17 protein-coding genes and 1 pseudogene are annotated in these 19,216 nt (G+C 20.2%); 8 read left to right on the plus strand and 10 right to left on the minus strand.

Annotated elements, in window-relative coordinates; all coding sequences use genetic code 11:
* Nucleotides 1-8: 8 nt before the first annotated feature.
* The 5 genes and pseudogenes from AB4W57_RS01020 to ribA all read left to right on the plus strand — a co-directional run bounded on the left by AB4W57_RS01020 (nt 9) and on the right by ribA (nt 3,813).
* On the plus strand, nt 9-656 hold the full coding sequence (locus tag AB4W57_RS01020) for a YchE family NAAT transporter (RefSeq protein WP_367677706.1): 648 nt from the start codon (nt 9-11) through the stop codon (nt 654-656).
* An 89-nt stretch (nt 657-745) separates the two neighbouring features.
* Complete coding sequence (gene lipB, locus AB4W57_RS01025) at nt 746-1,405, plus strand: lipoyl(octanoyl) transferase LipB (RefSeq protein WP_367677707.1); 660 nt, start codon at nt 746-748, stop codon at nt 1,403-1,405.
* Nucleotides 1,406-1,521: 116 nt separating this feature from the next.
* Nucleotides 1,522-2,379: pseudogene (lipA, locus tag AB4W57_RS01030) on the plus strand (lipoyl synthase); the annotation flags it as partial.
* A gap of 49 nt (nt 2,380-2,428) precedes the next feature.
* Nucleotides 2,429-3,160, plus strand: coding sequence for an orotidine-5'-phosphate decarboxylase (gene pyrF, locus AB4W57_RS01035; RefSeq protein ID WP_367677708.1), 732 nt, complete (start codon nt 2,429-2,431; stop codon nt 3,158-3,160).
* A gap of 56 nt (nt 3,161-3,216) precedes the next feature.
* Complete coding sequence (ribA, locus tag AB4W57_RS01040; protein ID WP_367677709.1) at nt 3,217-3,813, plus strand: GTP cyclohydrolase II; 597 nt, start codon at nt 3,217-3,219, stop codon at nt 3,811-3,813.
* Nucleotides 3,814-4,059: 246 nt separating this feature from the next.
* Here ribA and yciA read toward each other — a convergent pair whose 3' ends face one another.
* The 6 genes from yciA to AB4W57_RS01070 all read right to left on the minus strand — a co-directional run bounded on the left by yciA (nt 4,060) and on the right by AB4W57_RS01070 (nt 9,982).
* Complete coding sequence (gene yciA / locus AB4W57_RS01045; RefSeq protein WP_367677710.1) at nt 4,060-4,473, minus strand: acyl-CoA thioester hydrolase YciA; 414 nt, start codon at nt 4,471-4,473, stop codon at nt 4,060-4,062.
* A gap of 202 nt (nt 4,474-4,675) precedes the next feature.
* Nucleotides 4,676-5,482 carry a tryptophan synthase subunit alpha gene (gene trpA, locus AB4W57_RS01050; RefSeq protein ID WP_367677711.1) on the minus strand — a complete coding sequence of 269 codons (807 nt, stop codon included), beginning with the start codon at nt 5,480-5,482 and terminating at the stop codon, nt 4,676-4,678.
* Between the two features lie 16 nt (nt 5,483-5,498).
* On the minus strand, nt 5,499-6,683 hold the full coding sequence (trpB, locus tag AB4W57_RS01055; protein WP_367677712.1) for a tryptophan synthase subunit beta: 1,185 nt from the start codon (nt 6,681-6,683) through the stop codon (nt 5,499-5,501).
* The gene (gene trpCF / locus AB4W57_RS01060; RefSeq protein WP_367677713.1) at nt 6,670-8,064 is read right to left on the minus strand and encodes a bifunctional indole-3-glycerol-phosphate synthase TrpC/phosphoribosylanthranilate isomerase TrpF; all 1,395 of its coding nucleotides are present in this window, start codon (nt 8,062-8,064) and stop codon (nt 6,670-6,672) included. Before trpCF ends, trpB begins: the two co-directional genes overlap by 14 nt.
* A complete protein-coding gene (trpD, locus tag AB4W57_RS01065; protein ID WP_367677318.1) occupies nt 8,061-9,065 on the minus strand; it encodes an anthranilate phosphoribosyltransferase in 1,005 nt (334 codons plus the stop codon). Before trpD ends, trpCF begins: the two co-directional genes overlap by 4 nt.
* A 140-nt stretch (nt 9,066-9,205) precedes the next feature.
* Nucleotides 9,206-9,982 (minus strand): inositol monophosphatase family protein, encoded by a 777-nt coding sequence (locus AB4W57_RS01070; protein WP_367677319.1) that lies wholly within the window; start codon nt 9,980-9,982, stop codon nt 9,206-9,208.
* A gap of 262 nt (nt 9,983-10,244) precedes the next feature.
* Between AB4W57_RS01070 and hisS the strand changes: the two genes are divergently transcribed.
* Both hisS and glyA read left to right on the plus strand, forming a co-directional pair.
* Nucleotides 10,245-11,531, plus strand: coding sequence for a histidine--tRNA ligase (gene hisS, locus AB4W57_RS01075; protein ID WP_367677320.1), 1,287 nt, complete (start codon nt 10,245-10,247; stop codon nt 11,529-11,531).
* 55 nt (nt 11,532-11,586) lie between these two features.
* Nucleotides 11,587-12,840 carry a serine hydroxymethyltransferase gene (gene glyA, locus AB4W57_RS01080; protein ID WP_367677321.1) on the plus strand — a complete coding sequence of 418 codons (1,254 nt, stop codon included), beginning with the start codon at nt 11,587-11,589 and terminating at the stop codon, nt 12,838-12,840.
* A gap of 10 nt (nt 12,841-12,850) precedes the next feature.
* Here the strand turns inward: glyA and bioD are convergent, their stop codons facing one another.
* A complete protein-coding gene (gene bioD, locus AB4W57_RS01085) occupies nt 12,851-13,540 on the minus strand; it encodes a dethiobiotin synthase (protein ID WP_367677322.1) in 690 nt (229 codons plus the stop codon).
* 135 nt (nt 13,541-13,675) lie between these two features.
* The gene (bioB, locus tag AB4W57_RS01090) at nt 13,676-14,677 is read right to left on the minus strand and encodes a biotin synthase BioB (protein WP_367677323.1); all 1,002 of its coding nucleotides are present in this window, start codon (nt 14,675-14,677) and stop codon (nt 13,676-13,678) included.
* An 81-nt stretch (nt 14,678-14,758) separates the two neighbouring features.
* Here bioB and bioA point away from each other — a divergent pair, with 81 nt between their 5' ends.
* On the plus strand, nt 14,759-16,045 hold the full coding sequence (gene bioA / locus AB4W57_RS01095) for an adenosylmethionine--8-amino-7-oxononanoate transaminase (RefSeq protein WP_367677324.1): 1,287 nt from the start codon (nt 14,759-14,761) through the stop codon (nt 16,043-16,045).
* A gap of 10 nt (nt 16,046-16,055) precedes the next feature.
* On the opposite strand, the gene AB4W57_RS01100 is transcribed toward bioA, so the two are convergent.
* The gene (locus tag AB4W57_RS01100; RefSeq protein WP_367677325.1) at nt 16,056-17,072 is read right to left on the minus strand and encodes a beta-propeller fold lactonase family protein; all 1,017 of its coding nucleotides are present in this window, start codon (nt 17,070-17,072) and stop codon (nt 16,056-16,058) included.
* 5 nt (nt 17,073-17,077) lie between these two features.
* Nucleotides 17,078-19,144 carry a transcription-repair coupling factor gene (mfd, locus tag AB4W57_RS01105; RefSeq protein WP_367677326.1) on the minus strand — a complete coding sequence of 689 codons (2,067 nt, stop codon included), beginning with the start codon at nt 19,142-19,144 and terminating at the stop codon, nt 17,078-17,080.
* Nucleotides 19,145-19,216: the final 72 nt, after the last annotated feature.

Raw genomic sequence — 19,216 nt, forward strand, 5'->3', positions numbered from 1 at the left:
GAACATATGTGAATATATTAAATTTTGATTTTGCAATTTATATAAAATTTTTTATTAGTTTATTTGTATTAATTAATCCTATAGGTATGATACCAATTTTTTGTAGCATGACAAATAATTTTTCTGATAAAGAAAGAAATAGAATTAATTTTATAGCAACTTTTTCAGCATGTATAATTTTGATTATATCTTTATTTTTTGGTCATAATATTTTAAATTTTTTTGGAATTTCAATATCATCTTTAAAAATTTCTGGTGGTTTATTAATTTTGTTTATAGCTTTTTCTATGATTAATAATCAAAATTCTACTATTAATCAAAAAAAAAAAATATATAAAAAAAAAAATATACAATTAAAAAATATTGGTGTAATACCTTTAGCTATGCCTTTAATTTCTGGACCTGGCGCTATTAGTTCTACAATAATTTGGAGTATACAATATCCTAGTTTCATAAACATGATTTTTTGTAGTATAGTAATTGGTATATTTTTTTTATTTTGTTATAGTATTTTTAGAATATCTCCATTTTTTATGTATTTTTTGGGTAAAACTGGAATGGAAATTATTACTAAAGTTATGGGATTGTTATTGATGTCTTTAGGAATCGAATTAATTATTTCTGGATTAAGATCTATTATTTATAAAAGTTTCTAGTAAATTTAAAAATTTTTATTTAATTTTTTATTAAATTATTTTAATCTATATTAAAATAAAGTAATCACGAAGTTTAATGAATTTTATTTATGGAAAATATTTATATTCGTAATTTAAAAAAAACTGATTGGAGTATAATTTCTAGTGCAATGAATGTATTTACAGATTCTAGAAATCAAAAGACAGTAGATGAGTTATGGTTTACTGAACATAATGCGATTTTTACAACGGGTATTTTAGAAAAAAATAAAAATATTATTAAACCAATAGATAATATTCCAATTGTACAGTGTAATAGAGGAGGTAAAATAGCTTACCATGGACCAGGACAACAATTAGTTTATATATTAATAAACTTAAAATTAAAAAAAATTAATATTCGGGATTTTCTTTTTTTGATAGAAAAAGTTGTAATTAATACATTAAAAAAATTTCATATAACAGCTTATACTATTAAAAACGCTCCTGGTATATATATAAATAAAAAAAAATTTTGTTTTATAGGATTACGTATTAAAAATCATTGTTCTTTATATGGAATATCTTATAATATAAATACTGATTTAAGTGTATATAAAAAAATTAATCCTTGTGGAAATAAATTTATAAAAGTTATGAATTTAATAGATATTCTTCCTAAAATTACAATGAAGATTTTTAGAAAGAAATTTATTCAAACATTTTTAAATATTTTCCAATATCAAGCAAAATATAAATCTGCATACAATATTTTTGATAAAATATATTAATTAATATTTATATAAAATTTATTATTATATAATATATTTTTTTAAAAAAATTTTTTAATAATTTATAAATTTAAAATAAAAATTTTTACAAATTTAATTGAGATTAATAAAATATGTTAATAAAGCCAAATTGGATTAAAATTAAATTACCTACTAATCTTCATAATGTTCGAAGTGTGAAAAAAATTTTAAGAAATAAATTATTAAAAACTGTATGTGAAGAAGCTCAATGTCCTAATTTACATGAATGTTTTAATAAAGGTACTGCTACATTTATGATTTTAGGATCTATTTGTACACGTAAATGTCCTTTTTGTGCAGTTAATAAAGGACAGCCAAAATATTTAGATAAAAATGAACCTAAAAATTTAGCAAAGGTAATTTATGACATGAATTTAAATTATGTTGTTATTACTTCTGTAAATCGTGATGATTTAAAAGATGGTGGTGCTTTACATTTTTCTAAATGTATTAAAGAAATTAGAAAAATAAAAGATATTAGAATTGAAATATTAGTTCCAGATTTTAGAAAAAAAGAAAAAATTGCATTAGAACTTATTAGTAAAAATTTACCAGATATTTTTAATCATAATGTAGAAAATGTTCCAAGATTGTATAAAAAAATTCGTCCAGGAGCAAGTTACAAAAATTCTTTAAATTTATTAAATATATTTAATAAAAAATTTCCTTATATTCCTACAAAATCTGGTTTAATGGTAGGATTAGGTGAAAAGAAATATGAAATATTTCAAGTTATAAAAGATTTATATGATAATGGAGTATCTATGTTAACTATTGGACAATATTTACAACCAAGTCATCTACATGTTTCTGTAAAAAAATATTTACATAAAGAAGAATTTCAAGAAATACAAGACTATGCTGCTTCTATTGGATTTAAACATATTTTTTGTGGTCCACTAGTAAGATCTTCATATCATGCTTTTACACAGTATAGTAAAATAAATATATAGTTATTATAATAAAATATATTCTTTAAAATTTTTAATTAGAGGATGAGCGGTGTTATATAAAAATTTTAATAAAATTCATAAAACGAAAATAATAATTGCATTAGATTATTCTAGTAAAAAAAAAGCATTAATTTTAATAAAAAATTTAAATCCAAAGTTTTGTAGATTAAAAATTGGAAAAGAAATGTTTTTTTTATTTGGTATAAATTTTTTAAAAAAAATTATAAATTTAGGATTTAAAATTTTTTTAGATTTAAAATTAAATGATATTCCAAATACTGTTTTTAAAGCTATTAGATCTTTTTCTAATTTAAGTTTATGGATGATTAGTATTCATGCATCTGGCGGAAAAGATATGATGAAAGCTGCAAAATTAGCAATTAAATTTTTTAAAAAACCTCCTTTATTAGTTTCTATAACAGTTTTAAGTAGTTTTTCAATTAAAAATTTACATGAAATAGGAATATTTTCCTCTATTAATCAACAAATTTTGTTATTATCTCAATTATCTAAGGATATTGGTTTAGATGGTGTTGTATGTCCTGGAAGTGCTGTCAAAGATGTAAAAAAAATATTAGGAAAAAATTTTAAAATTATTACACCAGGAATAAGAATGTCAGACAGTACTTTATATGATCAAAAAAATGTAATTACACCTGAACAAGCAATAAAATTAAAAATAGATTATATTGTTTTAGGAAGAATAATTACTTTTTCAAAAAATCCAATTAATGATTTAAAAAAAATTTTTTTATTAATACAAAAAAAAAAATATTGTTAATTTTTTTAAATATTAATTAAAATATAAAATAATATTATTAAAATTGTAGAGATTTCATGAGATTAAAAAAAGTTGCACAATCTATATTACCTACACGATGGGGAAATTTTTTAATCGTAGCTTTTAAAGAAAAAAATAAAAAAATTAATGTAAATAATCATTTAGCTTTAATTTATGGTGATATATATCATGAAAAAAAAACAATATTAGCTAGAATTCATTCAGAATGTTTAACTGGAGATTCATTTTTTAGTTTACGTTGCGATTGTGGTAGACAGCTTAAGACTGCATTAAATGTTATATCTCAAGAAGGTTCTGGAATTTTAATTTATCATCGACAAGAAGGAAGAAATATTGGTTTAATAAATAAAATTAAAGCATATGCTTTACAAGATATTGGATTAGATACTGTTCAAGCAAATCATAAATTAGGTTTTTCAGCCGATGAAAGAGATTTTAAAATTTGTTCTGACATTTTTAAATTATTAAAAATTAAAAAAATACGTTTATTAACTAATAATCCTAAAAAAGTAAAAATATTAAGTCAATTTGGTATTAATATTCAAGAAAGAGTTCCTTTAATTGTTGGGATAAATAAAAAAAATAAATTTTATGTACATACAAAAAAAAATAAAATGGGTCATTTTTTTTAAAAATAATAATTTTTTAAAATACTCACTTTTAAAAAAATAAATATTTATTAATTTAAAATTTTTAAAATAAATTATTATTATAACTATATTATAAAAAAATCTATAAAAAATTATTATTTTGAATAAATTATATAATTTTAATTAATGTATAAATTTTTATATAAAACTTAAAAGATTAAAATATTAAAATATATCTTAAAATTATATTTTAATAATGATTTTATTTTTAATATTTTCAATATAAAATTAATTTATATTAAAAATTTTTCTAGGTTTTCCTTTTTTATCGACAGCAACATAAATAAATTTTCCATTCGTAGCTAAATATTCTTCTTTAATAGGTTTAGAATATAATCTTGTTACCCATATTTCTATTTTTATTTTCATAGAACTAGTGCCAATTTTAATACATTTTCCATAACAATTAATAATATCTCCTATAGATATAGGATAAATAAAAGAAATTTTTTGTGCTTGTGCTGTTACAACTCTACCTAAAGATATTTGCTTTGCTAAAATAGCTCCTCCCATATCCATTTGTGACATCACCCATCCTCCAAAAATATTTCCATTAGCATTTGTATGATTAGGCATCGCTAAAGTTTTTAAAAGCATATTATTTTTATTTTTAATATTTTTTTTATTTTTATTTTTTTTCACTTTGCGTTCCTATTTTAAAATTTTTATATATTATAAATAATAAAGAAATATATAACAAATATAAAAATTTTTTAAATTAATAAATTTTATATAATTTTAAAATAAAAAAATTATTAATAAAATGAAACATTTATAATATATTTACATGATAAAATTATTTTAAAATAATTTGTTTTATTAATTATAAATAACATATTTATTATTAAATAAAAGTAGATTTTTTTAAAAAAATACATAATTTTTTAATTTTTTGAATCATTTTTTTTTTATTATTTAAATATTTTTCTATTAATAAAATTATTTCTGAACCACATATTATTCCTGAAATTCCAGATTTAAATATTAATTTCATATCTGTATATTTATTTATTCCAAAACCGTTTAAAATTGGTGCAGACTTATTTTTTATAAGTTTATTAATTATATTTAAATTTATTGGTTTATTTTTTTTATGAATTCCTGTAACTCCAGTTCTAGATACAAGATATACGTAACCTTGACTATATTTAGATATTTTTTTAATTAATATATTATTAGCATTAGGAGGACATATATAAATTGAAGAAATTTTATTTAATAAAGCATATTTACGAAATTGAGATGATTCTTCTATTGGAAGATCAGGAATTAATACTGAATCTATTCCATATTTATAACAATAATAATAAAATTTTTGAATTCCAAAATTAAATATTAAATTAGCATATATTAATAAACCAATAGGTAATTTTTTATTTTTTTGACGTATTTCTTTTATACTTTTAAAAAATTTTTTAATATGAATTTTATTTTTTAAAGCACGTTTATTAGATTTTTGTATAATAGGTCCATCTGCTACAGGATCTGAAAATGGTATACCGATTTCTATCGCATCTGCTCCGGAAGATATAACAGATTTAATAATTTTTATAGATTTTTTTAGAGTAGGATCTCCTAAAACTAAAAACGGTACAAAAACTTTTTCTTGAGTATTTTTTTTTTTATCAAACATAATTTTGTAACGATTCATTAATTTTCTCCAATATTTATTTCATTTTTTTTAAAAAATTATTTACTGTGTCGATGTCTTTATCTCCTCTTCCTGACAAGTTCACAATTAATATTTGTTTTTTTTTTTTGTTTTGATTCATTAATTTTAATGCATATGATAAAGCATGAGATGATTCTAATGCTGGAATAATTCCTTCTTTTTTTGATAATAATAAAAAAGCATGAACAGCATCTATATCTTTTACAGAAACATATTTAACTAATTTTTTTTGTTTTAACCATACATGTTCTGGACCAACTGAAGGAAAATTTAGTCCAGAAGAAATAGACCAAGATTTGTTAATTTGTCCTTCATTAGATTGTAAAATTGAAGATTTCATACCAAAGTAGATACCTATTTTCCCTTGAGTTAAAGCTGCGCTATGTTTATTTGTTTTTAAACCTTTGCCAGCTGCTTCTACTCCAATTAAAGATATAGATTTATTTTTTATAAATCTTGAAAAGATTCCAATAGCGTTAGATCCTCCTCCTATACATGCTATTATTGCATTTGGAAGTTTAGATTCTTTTAATAAAATTTGTTTAATAGTTTCTTGACCTATTATTTTTTGAAAATACTTGACTATTTTTGGATATGGATGTGGACCTGCTACAGTTCCTAACATATAATATGTAGTTTTATAATTTTCTGCCCAATCTCTCATTGCTTCGTTACATGCATCTTTTAATGTAGCGTTTCCTGAATATACTGGAATTATTTTAGCTCCCATCATTTTCATTCGTAAAACATTTGAATATTGACGTTTAATATCTTTTGCTCCCATATAAATTTTACATTTTAAATTTAATCTAGCACATACAATAGCTGAAGCTACACCATGTTGTCCAGCACCTGTTTCAGCAATGATTTCTTTTTTATTCATTTGTTTCGCTAATAACGCTTGCCCTAAAACTTGATTAGTTTTATGTGCTCCTCCATGTAATAGATCTTCTCTTTTTAAATAAATTTTTGTTTTAGTGTTTTTAGTAATATTTTTACATAATGTTAATGGAGTAGGTCTTCCTGCAAAATTTTGTAGCAAATTACGAAATTTTTTTTTAAACTTGATATCATTTTTTGCTTGAATAAAATTTTTTTCTAATTGATCTAGAGCAGAAATAAGTATTTCTGGTACAAATTTTCCACCAAACTCACCAAAATATGAATTATTTTTTTTCATTTATTTTCCTTCTATAATAAAAAGATCTTAAAATTTTAAATATTTTTTTTATTTTTTTTTTATCTTTAATACCTGTTTTTTTTTCTAATCCAGAATTTAAATCTAAACCATAGCAATTTAATATTAATGCTTTTTGAATATTTGTAGAGTTCAATCCTCCTGATAAAATAATTTTTTTTAAATTTTTTCCTTTTAATATATTCCAATTAAAACTTTTTCCACTACCTGGATTAATATTATCAAATAAATATTTATTAACGTTATCATATTTTTTAAAAAAATATATATTTTTATTTACTCCTATAGATTTCCAGATTTTTATTTTATATCCTATATTTTTTTTTAATTTATTTATATATTCTTCATTTTCTATTCCATGTAATTGAATTATTTTTAAATTTAATAAAAAAATCTTTTTGATAATTTCATCAATATTTTGATTTTGAAATACTCCTACGAATTTTAAATTTTTGACACAAATAATTTTTTTTGCTTGTTTTAATTTTATTTTTCTTGGTGAGTTCTTACAGAAAATTAATCCACCATATACTGATCCATATTTTTCTGAAATTTTTGCATCTTTTATACGAGTTAAACCACAAATTTTATTATTTCCAAAAATAATTTTTTTAACTGCTATTTTTAAATTATTTTTTTGCATTAAACTAGAACCAATTAAAAATCCATTAACTATAGTAGATAATTGTCTAATTTGAGAGTTTTTATAAAATCCAGATTCACTTATAATAATCGTTTTATTAGAAATTAAAGGAGCTAGTTTTTTAGTATTATTAATATCAACTGATAAGTTTTTTAAATCACGATTATTAATTCCAATAACTTTTGCTTTTAAAAAAATTGCTCTGTTTAATTCTTTTATATTATTTATTTCTGTTAATATACCTAAATTCATTTTTTTACATAAGTTAGATAAAAAATTATATTGATTGTTATTCAAAATGGATAGCATTAATAAAACAGCATCTGCTTGATAATATCTAGCTAAATATATTTGATATGGATCAAAAATAAAATCTTTACATAAAATAGGTTGTGGTACTTGATTTCTAACAATAGAAATATTTTTTATGTTTCCATGAAAATAGTTATTTTCTGTTATTACTGAAATAACATTAGCATATTTTTTATAAATTTTAGATATTTTATTTAAGTTAAAATTTTTATTAATTATACCTAACGAAGGTGAAGCTTTTTTACATTCCAAAATAAAAGCAGGTTTATTTATATTTAAAGCTTCAATAAAATTTCTAGTGTTTATAGAAATTTTGTTTTTAAAATTTTTTAATGGTTTTTTATTTTTTTTATTTTCAATCCATTTTTTTTTTTTTATTATAATTTTTTCAAGAATAGTTTGAATCATATTTTTCCTATTTTAGAAATATTTTTTATAAAATTATAAATTTTACCACTATGAATAATTTTTAAACTTTTATCAGTATTTTTTTTTAAATTTTTATTTCCAAAAATTTTTAATAAGATAGCTGTATTAATTGCTATCAATTCATTGTCTTTATTTGATCCTTGACCTTTAAAAATTTTTTTCAAAATTTTAAAATTGTCTTTTAAAGTTCGTTTTTTAATATTTTTTTTTTTTCTCCATAATACACCAAAATCTGCAGGAGTATATAATTTAGATTGAATTTTATTATGTTTAATTTTAATAAAATGAGTAGGTGCATGTAAAGTTGCTTCATCTGTTTGATCACTATTAATTAAAAATATTTTTTTATATTTCATTTTTTTTATTATTTTTGCTATAAAAAACATTATATCTCTGTTATATGTTCCAATTACACCTAATTTAGGTTGAGAAGGATTTAATAGAGGACCTGCAATATTAAAAAAACTTCTAATTTTTAATTCAGATCGAACTTTATGGACATTTTTAAATATAGGATTGTATTTTTGTGCATTTAAAAAACAAATATTAAAATTTTTAAACATTTTTTGTGATAATTTTTTAGACATATATGTATTAATATTAAAAGATCGTAATATATTAGAAGATCCTGAAGCACTAGTAATACTTTCATTACAATGTTTAATAATTTTAAATCCTAGTAATGCTGCAATTAAAGCACTAGATGTAGAAACATTGATTCCATTACTTGAATCTCCACCTGTTCCTGCTATATCAGAATACTTACATTTTTGTTTAGGAAATTTTGTCATTAGTTGCCAAGATGCTTTTATTAATCCATGTATTTCTCTTGTTTTGATTCCTTTAATTTGCATAGCAGTAATAATACTAGAAATTTGAGAGTTATTAATTTTTTTTTTTCCAATTGAAATCATTAATTTAAACATTTCTTCTTTTGTTAAATGTTTTATGTAAAGTAATTTTTTTAAAATTTTTTTCATTTTTTTTATATTTATTAATTAAATTAATATTTTCTTTAAAATTAAATATATTTTAAAGCATTTTTTTTATGTTTGTAGTAAATAATATTGAAAGATTATTTAATAATTTATTAATTAAAGTTTTTATATAAATTATATATTTAATACAATAATTTCATTTTTTTTAAAATAAATGAAAGAATTTTAGAATTATTTGCTATAATAACCGTTTTATTATTGTAATCAAATCCACCTGTATAATCACTAATTATTCCTCCTGATTCTTTAACATGTAAAATACCTGAATAATAATTTTTCATTTGAAAATTATGTTCGATAATACAATCAATTCTTCCATTAGCTAAATATACTAAATCTAAAGGTATTAAATTAGTACTTCTAAAAGAAATTCCTTTTTCAAAGATATTTTTTAAAATTTGATAGAAAATATGATGATTTTTACATAATAAATAATTAATTTTTGCAGAAATAAAAATTTTTTTAAATAAATTTTCTTTTGAAGATCTCATTCTATGTCCATTAATTTGAGCTCCATGTCCGTTTACTGCTGTAAATAATTCATTTTTTAATGGATCATATATTACTGAAGAATTGATTTTATTTCTTATAAAAATTGTTATTGATATACAAAAATTTGGAAATCTTTTTTTAAAGTTTTTTTTTCCATGAATAAGATTAATAACCCAAGTTGGGTTTTTAAATTTCTTTAATTTGAGATTATTGTAATGAAATAATATATGATGATGAAAATATGATTTTTTTATTAAATTTATAATAATATTTTTTGTTTTAAAAATTTCTTTTTTTAAAATTTCTTTATTTTTTAAATAATTAAATGTATTTTTATCATAAGCTTGAATAATATTATTACCTCCTTTTATGGCAGCTTGTATTGCTATATTTAATATAGGATGCATATTTTTTCCTGTTTTAATAATAAGATTTAAAAATATTATTTTATAATATTTAAGTAGTTATATAATAATAAAATTATTAATTGTAAATTTTTTATTTATATATTTTATATTTTATATTTTTTATTTAGAAATAGAATTTTTATATAATTTAATTGTATCAAATTTTTTAATTTATTTATTTTTTATTAAATATATTAAATGTATTTTATAAAATTTTGAAAATATATTTTAATATTCATATTTTTTATAAGGAATAATATTTATGACTGTAAAAATAAGATCAATAAGAGGAATGCATGATTATCTTCCTGAAGAATTATATTTTTGGGAAAAAACTGAAAAAATTTTAAAAACAATATTTAAAAATTATGGATATAATGAAATTAGATTACCAACACTAGAAAATACTAAATTATTTAAAAAATCTATTGGTGCAGTTACTGATATTATAGAAAAAGAAATGTACACATTTTTTGATCGTAAAAAGACAAGTATTACTTTACGACCAGAAGCAACAGCGAGTTGCGCTAGAGCTATTTTAGAAAATAATTTATTAAAAAATATTCATCAAAGATTTTGGTATTTTGGACCTATGTTTAGATATGAAAGACCTCAAAAAGGACGTTATAGACAATTTTATCAGTTTGGGTGTGAGGTTTATGGTTTAAGTGATCCTCATATAGATTTAGAATTAATAATGATTTTATATCGTTGTTGGAAAAATTTAAAAATAGATAAAAAATTTTTTTTAGAGATAAATTCTATTGGAAGTATAAAATCTCGTGAGAAATACAAAATTGATTTAATAAATTTCTTAAAAACTAATGTAAAACTTTTAGATATAGATTCTAAAAAAAGATTATATACTAATCCTTTAAGAATTTTAGATAGTAAAAATTTAAATACACAAAATTTATTAAAGAATTCTCCAGTATTATTAGATTATATTGATGAAAATTCAAAAAATCATTTTAATATTTTATGTTCTTTGATGAAAGAAATAAATATTCCTTTTATCATTAATACAAAATTAATTAGAGGATTAGATTATTATAATAGCGTTGTATTTGAATGGAAATATAAAAGTAAAAGTTTAGGATCACAAAATACTATTTGTGCTGGAGGGCGTTATGATAATTTAATAAAAATTTTAGGAGGACCGGTAACTCCTGCATTAGGATTTGCAATTGGTATGGAACGTTTAATATATATTATTAGAAAAAATGAAAAAAAAATAAATACAAATTTAATCAATGATATTTATATAATTTCTAATTTACGAAAAAATACAATATTATATATAAAATATATAGAAAAAATTAGAAATATTTTTAATAAATTAAAAATTATTCAAGATTTTAATTTAGGATCTATTAAGAAAAAAATAATTCGTGCAAAAAAATTTCAATCAAAAATAATTATAATCATAAATAAATATACTTTAATTAATCAAAAAATAGAAATTCGATATTTTAATAGTAATCAAGTAAATATAGTTAGTTTTAAAAAAATTATAGAAATATTAAAAAGTTTTTTTAATTATCATTAACATATTAAAGTTTAAAAAATAATTTTTTAATATATAAAATTAAGGATTTTAACAAATGTATATTAATGAAAGTAAAAATTATCAAAATGATAGTAAATTATGGAATTTATTACGTCAAGAAACTTATAGACAAAATGAAAATATTACTTTAATAGCTTCCGAAAATTATGCTACAAAAGAAATAATGCAAGCTCAAGGATCTATTTTGACAAATAAATATGCTGAAGGATATCCAAATCATCGTTATTATGGTGGATGTAAATATATAGATAAAATAGAAAATTTAGCAATTTATAGAGCAAAAAAATTATTTAAAGCTAGTTATGCTAATGTACAACCTCATTCTGGTTCTCAAGCAAATTTTGCTGTTTATCATGCACTCTTAAAACCAGGAGATTTAATTTTAGGAATGAATTTAATGGATGGAGGTCATTTAACACATGGATCTTTAGTAAACTTTTCAGGAAAAATATATAAATCTATATCTTATAAATTAAATAAATTTGGAAATATTGATTATTCTAATATAAAATTTTTAGCGAAAAAATATCAACCTAAGGTAATAATTGGTGGTTTTTCGTCTTATTCAGGCATATGTAATTGGAAAAAAATGCGAGAAATAGCTGATGAAATTAATGCTTATTTAGTTGTAGATATTGCACATATTGCTGGATTAATCGCTGCTGATTTATATCCTAGTCCTATAAATTATGCACATGTAGTAACTACTACTACACATAAAACTCTTTCTGGACCAAGAGGAGGTTTAATATTATCTAACTTAAATGATCAAAAATTGTATGATAAATTAGATAAATCTATTTTTCCTGGATCTCAAGGAGGACCTCTTATGCATGTTATAGCAGCTAAAGCTATTGCATTTAAAAACGCTATGAGTAAATGCTTTAAAAAATATCAAAAACAAATTTTAAAAAATTCTAAAGTAATGTCAGAATATTTTTTAAAAAATAAATTTGAAATAATTTCTAATGGAACTCATAATCATTTGTTTGTTTTAAATCTAACTAAAAATAACATAACAGGAAAAGATGCAGAAAATTTTTTAAGTTTATCAAATATTATAGTAAATAAAAATACTATACCAAATGATTTAAAAAATCCTTTTATTACTTCTGGAATTAGAATTGGAACTCCTGCAATTACCAACAGAGGAATAAAAGAATTAGAATCAGAAAAAATTGCATATTTAATAAAAATTTTGTTAAATAATTTTAAAAATTATCATACAAGTATTAAAATTAAAAAAATTATATTAGATATATGTAAAAAATATCCAATTTATTTGTAATTTTTTTATATTAAATTAATAAAATATTTATTTTAATTTTATTAAAATTAATTTTTTTATTTTTTAAAAATTTTACTTCTCCTAAAAATGGTATTTTTAATTTTTTTTTTAAATACGAAATATATTCTTGATGATGTGTTTCTTTTTTTTTATAAGTATTATTTGCAATCCATCCTGAACATTTTAGTTTAGAATTTAAAATAGCATTTTTTGTTAAAATTGCGTGATTTATACAACCTATTTTAATGGCAATAATTATTAATACTGGTAATTTTTCTAAAATAACCCAATCTGAAAATTTGTTCTTATTAGATAAAGGAGTATGCCAACCCCCTGCTCCTTCTACTAAAATCCAATTTGCATGTTTAGAAATATTTTTTAATCCATTAGACATTTTTTTAAAACAAATTTTTTTTTTATTTATTTTACTTGCAATATGTGGAGGAATAGATTTATCAAAATGTATTGGATTAATATCTTTCAGAGAAAAATTTTTAAAACTATATTTATTTAATAAATATGCATCTTTATTAAATTTATAATTATTTTTTTTAATTATTGATCCGCATGAAACTGGTTTATATCCTACAGATTTAAACCCAAATTTTTGAGCTTTTTTTAATAAGATACAACTTATTAAAGTTTTTCCAACATTTGTATCTGTTCCTGTAATAAAAATTTTTTTTTTTATGTTTTTCATTAAATTGTTAAGTAATTGTATTATATGAAATAATTTTAAGGAATTTTATGTTAAACTTAATAAAATATTTTATATATTTAAGTTTAACATAAATATTTTATAATAATTTATAATTTACTATATAAAAATAGTAAGTTATTTTTCTAAAGCATTATAAAAAAATTTTTTTTTATAATTTTTTTTATTTAATTTAAATTTAAATTTTTCTGGTTTTAAATTTAATTTTTTAAATAATTTTATATCTTTTTTTTCACTTTGATTTTTTGTAGTTAATAATTTACAGCCATAAAAAATAGAATTTGCTCCTACCATAAAACACATAGCTTGTGTTTGAAAATTCATTTTCTCTCTTCCAGCAGAAAGTCTAATATATGATTTAGGCATCATAATTCTAGAAATTGCTATAATTTTAATAAAATCAAATGCATTTACTTTTTTATTTTTTTCTAGCGGAGTTCCAGGAATTTTTACTAACATATTTATAGGAATACTTTCTGGAGGTTTTGGAAGATTAGATAATTCCATCAAAAATTCTATTCTATCTTGAATTTTTTCTCCTAACCCTATAATTCCTCCTGAACAAATTTTCATGCCAGAATTTCGAATATTATTTAAAGTATTTAATCTACTTTGATATGTTCTTGTAGAAATTATTTTCGAATAGAAGTTTTTAGAAGTATCTATATTATGATTATAGAAATCTAAACCTGCGTTTTTTAATTTTTTTGCTTGTTTTTCAGTTAATTCTCCCAATGTCATGCAAGTTTCTAGTCCTAATTTTTTCACTTTTTTAATAATTTTTTCTAAATACGGCATATCTCTTTCTTTAGGATTTTTCCATGCTGCACCCATACAAAAACGACTTGCACCTATTTTTTTTGCTTTTTTTGCAGCTTTAAGAATTTTATTTTTATCTAATAAAGGTTTATTTTTTAAATGAGTTGAATATCTTGAACTTTGAGGACAGTATTTACAATCTTCAGGGCATAAACCCGTTTTAATAGATAATAAAGTACTGATTTGAATAATATTTGGGTTAAAATTTTTACGATGTATTGTTTGAGCTTCATATATTAAATCAAAAAATGGTTTTTTAAAAAGTTTTTTAGTTTTTTCTAAAGTCCAACGTAATTTCATATATACTCCGAAATAAATGTATTTTTTAAAGAAAAAGATTATAATTTATTAATATTTAAATTTAAAAAAAATAATACTCATATGAAAGAAAAAGATTTGTTTTTTGACAAAAAACATATTTGGCATCCTTATGAATCAATTACAAATACAAATAATTGTTTTTTAGTAACTTCTGCAAAAGGAATTTTTTTAAAATTATCTAATGGACAAAAGATTATTGATGGAATGTCTTCTTGGTGGTCTGTTATACATGGTTACAATCATAAAAGATTAAATTTAGCTTTAAATAAACAAATAAAAAAAATGTCACATGTAATGTTTGGAGGAATTACTCATAAACCTGCAATATCATTATGTCGTAAATTATTAGAAATAACACCTAAGAATTTAGATTGTATTTTTTTAGCTGATTCTGGATCTGTTGCAATAGAAATAGCTATGAAAATGACTTTACAATATTGGAATGCTTTAAATGTCAATAAAACAAAATTTTTAACTATTAAAAATGGTTATCATGGAGATACATTTTTTGCGATCTCAGTTTCAGATCCTTTAAATTCTAAACATAAAATATATAATAATGTTATATTAAAAAATATTTTTGCAGAATCTCCTGTTATATCTTTTGATGATATTTGGAATAATACTGATTTAAAATCTTTTGAAGAATTGATTTGTAAAAATCAACATAGTATTGCTGGAGTAATTTTAGAACCTATTGTTCAAGGTGCAGGAGGAATGAAATTTTATCATCCTAACTATTTAAAAAATGTAAGAAAATTATGTAATTTATATAATATTCCTTTAATTATAGATGAAATTGCAACAGGTTTTGGAAGAACTGGAAAATTATTTGCTTCCGAATATTCTAATATTTCAGGAGATATATTATGTATTGGAAAAGCGTTAACTGCGGGTATGTTAACTTTATCAGCTGTTTTAACTACACGATATATTGCTGATATTATAAGTTGTAGTAAGGCACAATGTTTAATGCATGGTCCAACTTATATGGGTAATCCTTTAGCATGTGCAGTTGCAAATGAAAATATTAAAATGTTAAAAGAGAATAAATGGAAAAAGCAAGTAAAAAATATAGAAATAGAATTAAAAAAAAATTTAAAAAGTTTATCTAATCATCCTAAAGTATCTAATGTACGAGTTTTAGGAGCTATTGGAGTAGTAGAATGTTTATATCCAATTAAAATAAAAAAAATGCAATCTTTTTTTATTAAAAATCATATCTGGATTAAACCATTTAAAAATTTAATTTATACAACTCCTGCATATATTATTGATAAAGATAGCTTAAAAAAAATTACTAAAGTTATTGCTTTATCTTTAGATACAGATAATTTTATTTATTAAAATAAAAAATTTAATCTTTTAATAATAACACTTCAATCCATAAAGGTCCTTGCATAATATTAAAATTTAATTCTTGATTTAACAAACCATTCTTTTTATTTATAGAATATATAGATATAGAGCTCGATTTTTGACCTGCTACAATAAGATATGTACCTGTTTGATCAATATTAAAACTACGAGGTTGTTTGACAGTTTGATAAATTTTAGTAAACTTTAATATCCCTGTATGTGGATTTATTTGAAATAATGAAATTGTACTTGTTGCTCTTTCAGAAGCATATAAAAAATACCCACAAGGAGAAATATGTATATCTGCAGCCCATTTTTTTTTAACAAAAATTGGTATAATTTCTATTTTTTGTATATATTTAAATGTATTTTTTAAAATTATTTTTTGTATATCCCATACAGTAATTGTGCTATTAAGTTCATTTAAAACATATAAATATTTATTATTTGGATGAATTGACATATGTCGTGGTCCATAATTTTTATTGTAATATAAATTATTTGTATTAATTTCAAATAATTTATTAATATTTTCAATGTTATAAATAAATATTTTATTTAATTTTAAAGCAGCAACAAATAAAAATCTATTAGATTGGTCTATTATAGAAGCATGACAACCTAAAACTTTATTTTTAATTTTATATGTTTTTGTTGGTATACCATTTTTACTTAATAAATGGCAGCTAATAGAATTATTTCCATAAGAACTATTAAATAAATACTTTTCATTAAGATCAATACAAATATGATTTGGATTTCCATATGTTTTTATTTCATTTTTTTTTTTCAATAGTCCTTTATAATTAATAGTATATGTTATAATTCGCGCATCATTTCTTACTCCAGCATATAATTTTTTTTTTTGTAAAGATAATTTAATAGGTTGAATCTCTCCATTTGTATCTATTTCTTGAATTTTTTTAATTTTATTTAATGAATTAAATTTAAATACTTGAATTTTATGATTTTTTGGAATAGAAACATAAATAATATATTTTTTTGTTTTTTTCATTTTTTTTATTTTTCATTCTTGATTTTTTTTAAGTTTAATATAAATTTTATTATCCAATAAATTTTTTTTTTCGAATTGTGAAACATTTTTTTAAATACAATAGTATTTTTTTCTTTTATTTTCCAGAATTGAGATTTTTTTTTAATATAATTAACTAATGATATTGTATCAATAGTATTTGAAGATAAAAATTTTATTTCACCACCTATGTTATTAAAATAAATTCTTTTTATTTGATATTTTTCTGCAATAATTTGCATTTTTTTCATTATTAACAAATTTTTTAATAATTTTGGTATTTTTCCAAAAAATTTTTTTAAATTTAATTTAATTTTTTTTAACTGATATAGATGATTTGATGTAGAAATTTTTAAATAATAAAATAATCTTTGATTTACGTTATGAATGTAATTTTCTGGAATTAAAGCTGGAATATTTAACTTAATTTTTGTTTTTTTATGAAATAAATTTATATTTTTATTTTTATTACCTATTTTTAAAGTTTTAATAGCTTTTTTTAATAATTTTAAATATAATTCTAACCCTATATTTTCTATATATCCACTTTGTTTTGCACCTAAAATTTCTCCTACTCCACGAATTTCTAAATCATGAGTAGCTAAAGAAAATCCAGCACTAAAATCTTGTATAGATGATATAGATTTAAATCTTTTTTTTGCATTTTCTGTAATTTTTTTTAAATTTGATACTAATAGCCATGCATATGCTTGATGATAAGATCTACCTACTCTTCCACGTAATTGATGTAATTGAGATAATCCAAAACAATCTGCATTTTCAATAATTATTGTATTTGCTAGAGGAATATCTAAACCATTTTCAATAATTGTTGTACATAATAATATATTAAAACGATTTTTATAAAAATCACTAATCACTTTTTTTAGACATTTATTATTCATCTTTCCATGTCCTATTTTAAATTTTCCTTCTGGAACTAATTGAGATAAATAATCTAATTTTTTTTGAATTTTGTTTACTTTATTATAAATATAATAGACTTGACCTCCTCTATTCAATTCTTTTAGAATTGCACTTCTAATAATTTTTTTATTTTTATTTCGAATAAATGTTTTTACTAATAATTTTTTATCTGGAGGAGTTTTAATAATAGATAAATCTCGAATACCTAAAAGAGACATATTTAAAGTTCGAGGAATAGGAGTTGCAGTTAAAGTTAAGATATCAATATTATAAAATTTTTTTTTCATAAATTCTTTATGATGTACTCCAAATCGATGTTCTTCATCAATAATTAATAGTCCTAAATTATTCCATTTAAGCTTTTTTAATAAAATTTTATGAGTACCAATTAAAATATTTATTTTTCCATTTTTTATTTTTTTTAAAATAGATTGTTGTTCTTTTTTAGTTTTAAAATTAGAAAACATTTCTATAGATATAGAATATTTAGAAAATCTTTCGATAAAATTATTATAATGTTGTTGTGCAAGTAAAGTAGTAGGCACTAGAATTGCTACTTGTTTATTATTATAACTAGCTATAAATGCTGCTCTCATAGCTACTTCTGTTTTTCCGAATCCTACATCTCCACATACTAAACGATCCATTGGTTTAGAAGAAAACATATCATTTAAAACAGATTCTATGACTTTAGATTGATCAGGTGTAGTTTGAAATGGAAAAAGTTTACAAAATTCTAGATATTTTTGGTGATTTTTTTTAAAAGCAAATCCTTTATGAGAATTTCTTTTTGCATAAATATTTAACAAAATTGCTGCAGTATCAAATATTTTTTTTGAAATTTTTTTTTTTTCTTTTTTCCAGTTATCACTTCCTAATTTATGTAAAGGAATAATTTTGTTAGTAGTATTTTGATATATATTAATTAAATTTAATGAGGATACAGGTACATATAATTTGTCTTTATCTGCATATAAAATAACTATATATTCAGATTTAATTCCAGATGTTTCAATTGTTTTTAATCCTTTATATCTTCCGATTCCATGTTTAATATGCATAATTGGTTGATTAATATTTATATTAAAAATTTTTTTTTTAAATAGTGTTAAATCATCGTTTTTCATAAATTAATTAAATAAATTGTTTTAAAATAAATATTTATGTTATTACAGTATATTTATTTTAAAAAAAAAGTT

The organism is Buchnera aphidicola (Chaitophorus populicola), assembly GCF_964058995.1.
GTDB classification, from domain to species: Bacteria; Pseudomonadota; Gammaproteobacteria; order Enterobacterales; family Enterobacteriaceae; genus Buchnera_J; species Buchnera_J aphidicola_BO.

Bases quoted from the DNA above. Each gene is read 5' to 3' on its own strand.
- AB4W57_RS01100 (WP_367677325.1), bottom strand. From the start codon at position 17,072: ATGAAAAAAACAAAAAAATATATTATTTATGTTTCTATTCCAAAAAAT.
- lipB (WP_367677707.1), top strand. From the start codon at position 746: ATGGAAAATATTTATATTCGTAATTTAAAAAAAACTGATTGGAGTATA.
- bioD (WP_367677322.1), bottom strand. From the start codon at position 13,540: ATGAAAAACATAAAAAAAAAAATTTTTATTACAGGAACAGATACAAAT.
- bioA (WP_367677324.1), top strand. From the start codon at position 14,759: ATGAAAGAAAAAGATTTGTTTTTTGACAAAAAACATATTTGGCATCCT.
- trpA (WP_367677711.1), bottom strand. From the start codon at position 5,482: ATGAATCGTTACAAAATTATGTTTGATAAAAAAAAAAATACTCAAGAA.
- hisS (WP_367677320.1), top strand. From the start codon at position 10,245: ATGACTGTAAAAATAAGATCAATAAGAGGAATGCATGATTATCTTCCT.
- ribA (WP_367677709.1), top strand. From the start codon at position 3,217: ATGAGATTAAAAAAAGTTGCACAATCTATATTACCTACACGATGGGGA.
- trpCF (WP_367677713.1), bottom strand. From the start codon at position 8,064: ATGATTCAAACTATTCTTGAAAAAATTATAATAAAAAAAAAAAAATGG.
- glyA (WP_367677321.1), top strand. From the start codon at position 11,587: ATGTATATTAATGAAAGTAAAAATTATCAAAATGATAGTAAATTATGG.
- AB4W57_RS01070 (WP_367677319.1), bottom strand. From the start codon at position 9,982: ATGCATCCTATATTAAATATAGCAATACAAGCTGCCATAAAAGGAGGT.
- bioB (WP_367677323.1), bottom strand. From the start codon at position 14,677: ATGAAATTACGTTGGACTTTAGAAAAAACTAAAAAACTTTTTAAAAAA.
- mfd (WP_367677326.1), bottom strand. From the start codon at position 19,144: ATGAAAAACGATGATTTAACACTATTTAAAAAAAAAATTTTTAATATA.
- trpD (WP_367677318.1), bottom strand. From the start codon at position 9,065: ATGAAAAAAATTTTAAAAAAATTACTTTACATAAAACATTTAACAAAA.
- trpB (WP_367677712.1), bottom strand. From the start codon at position 6,683: ATGAAAAAAAATAATTCATATTTTGGTGAGTTTGGTGGAAAATTTGTA.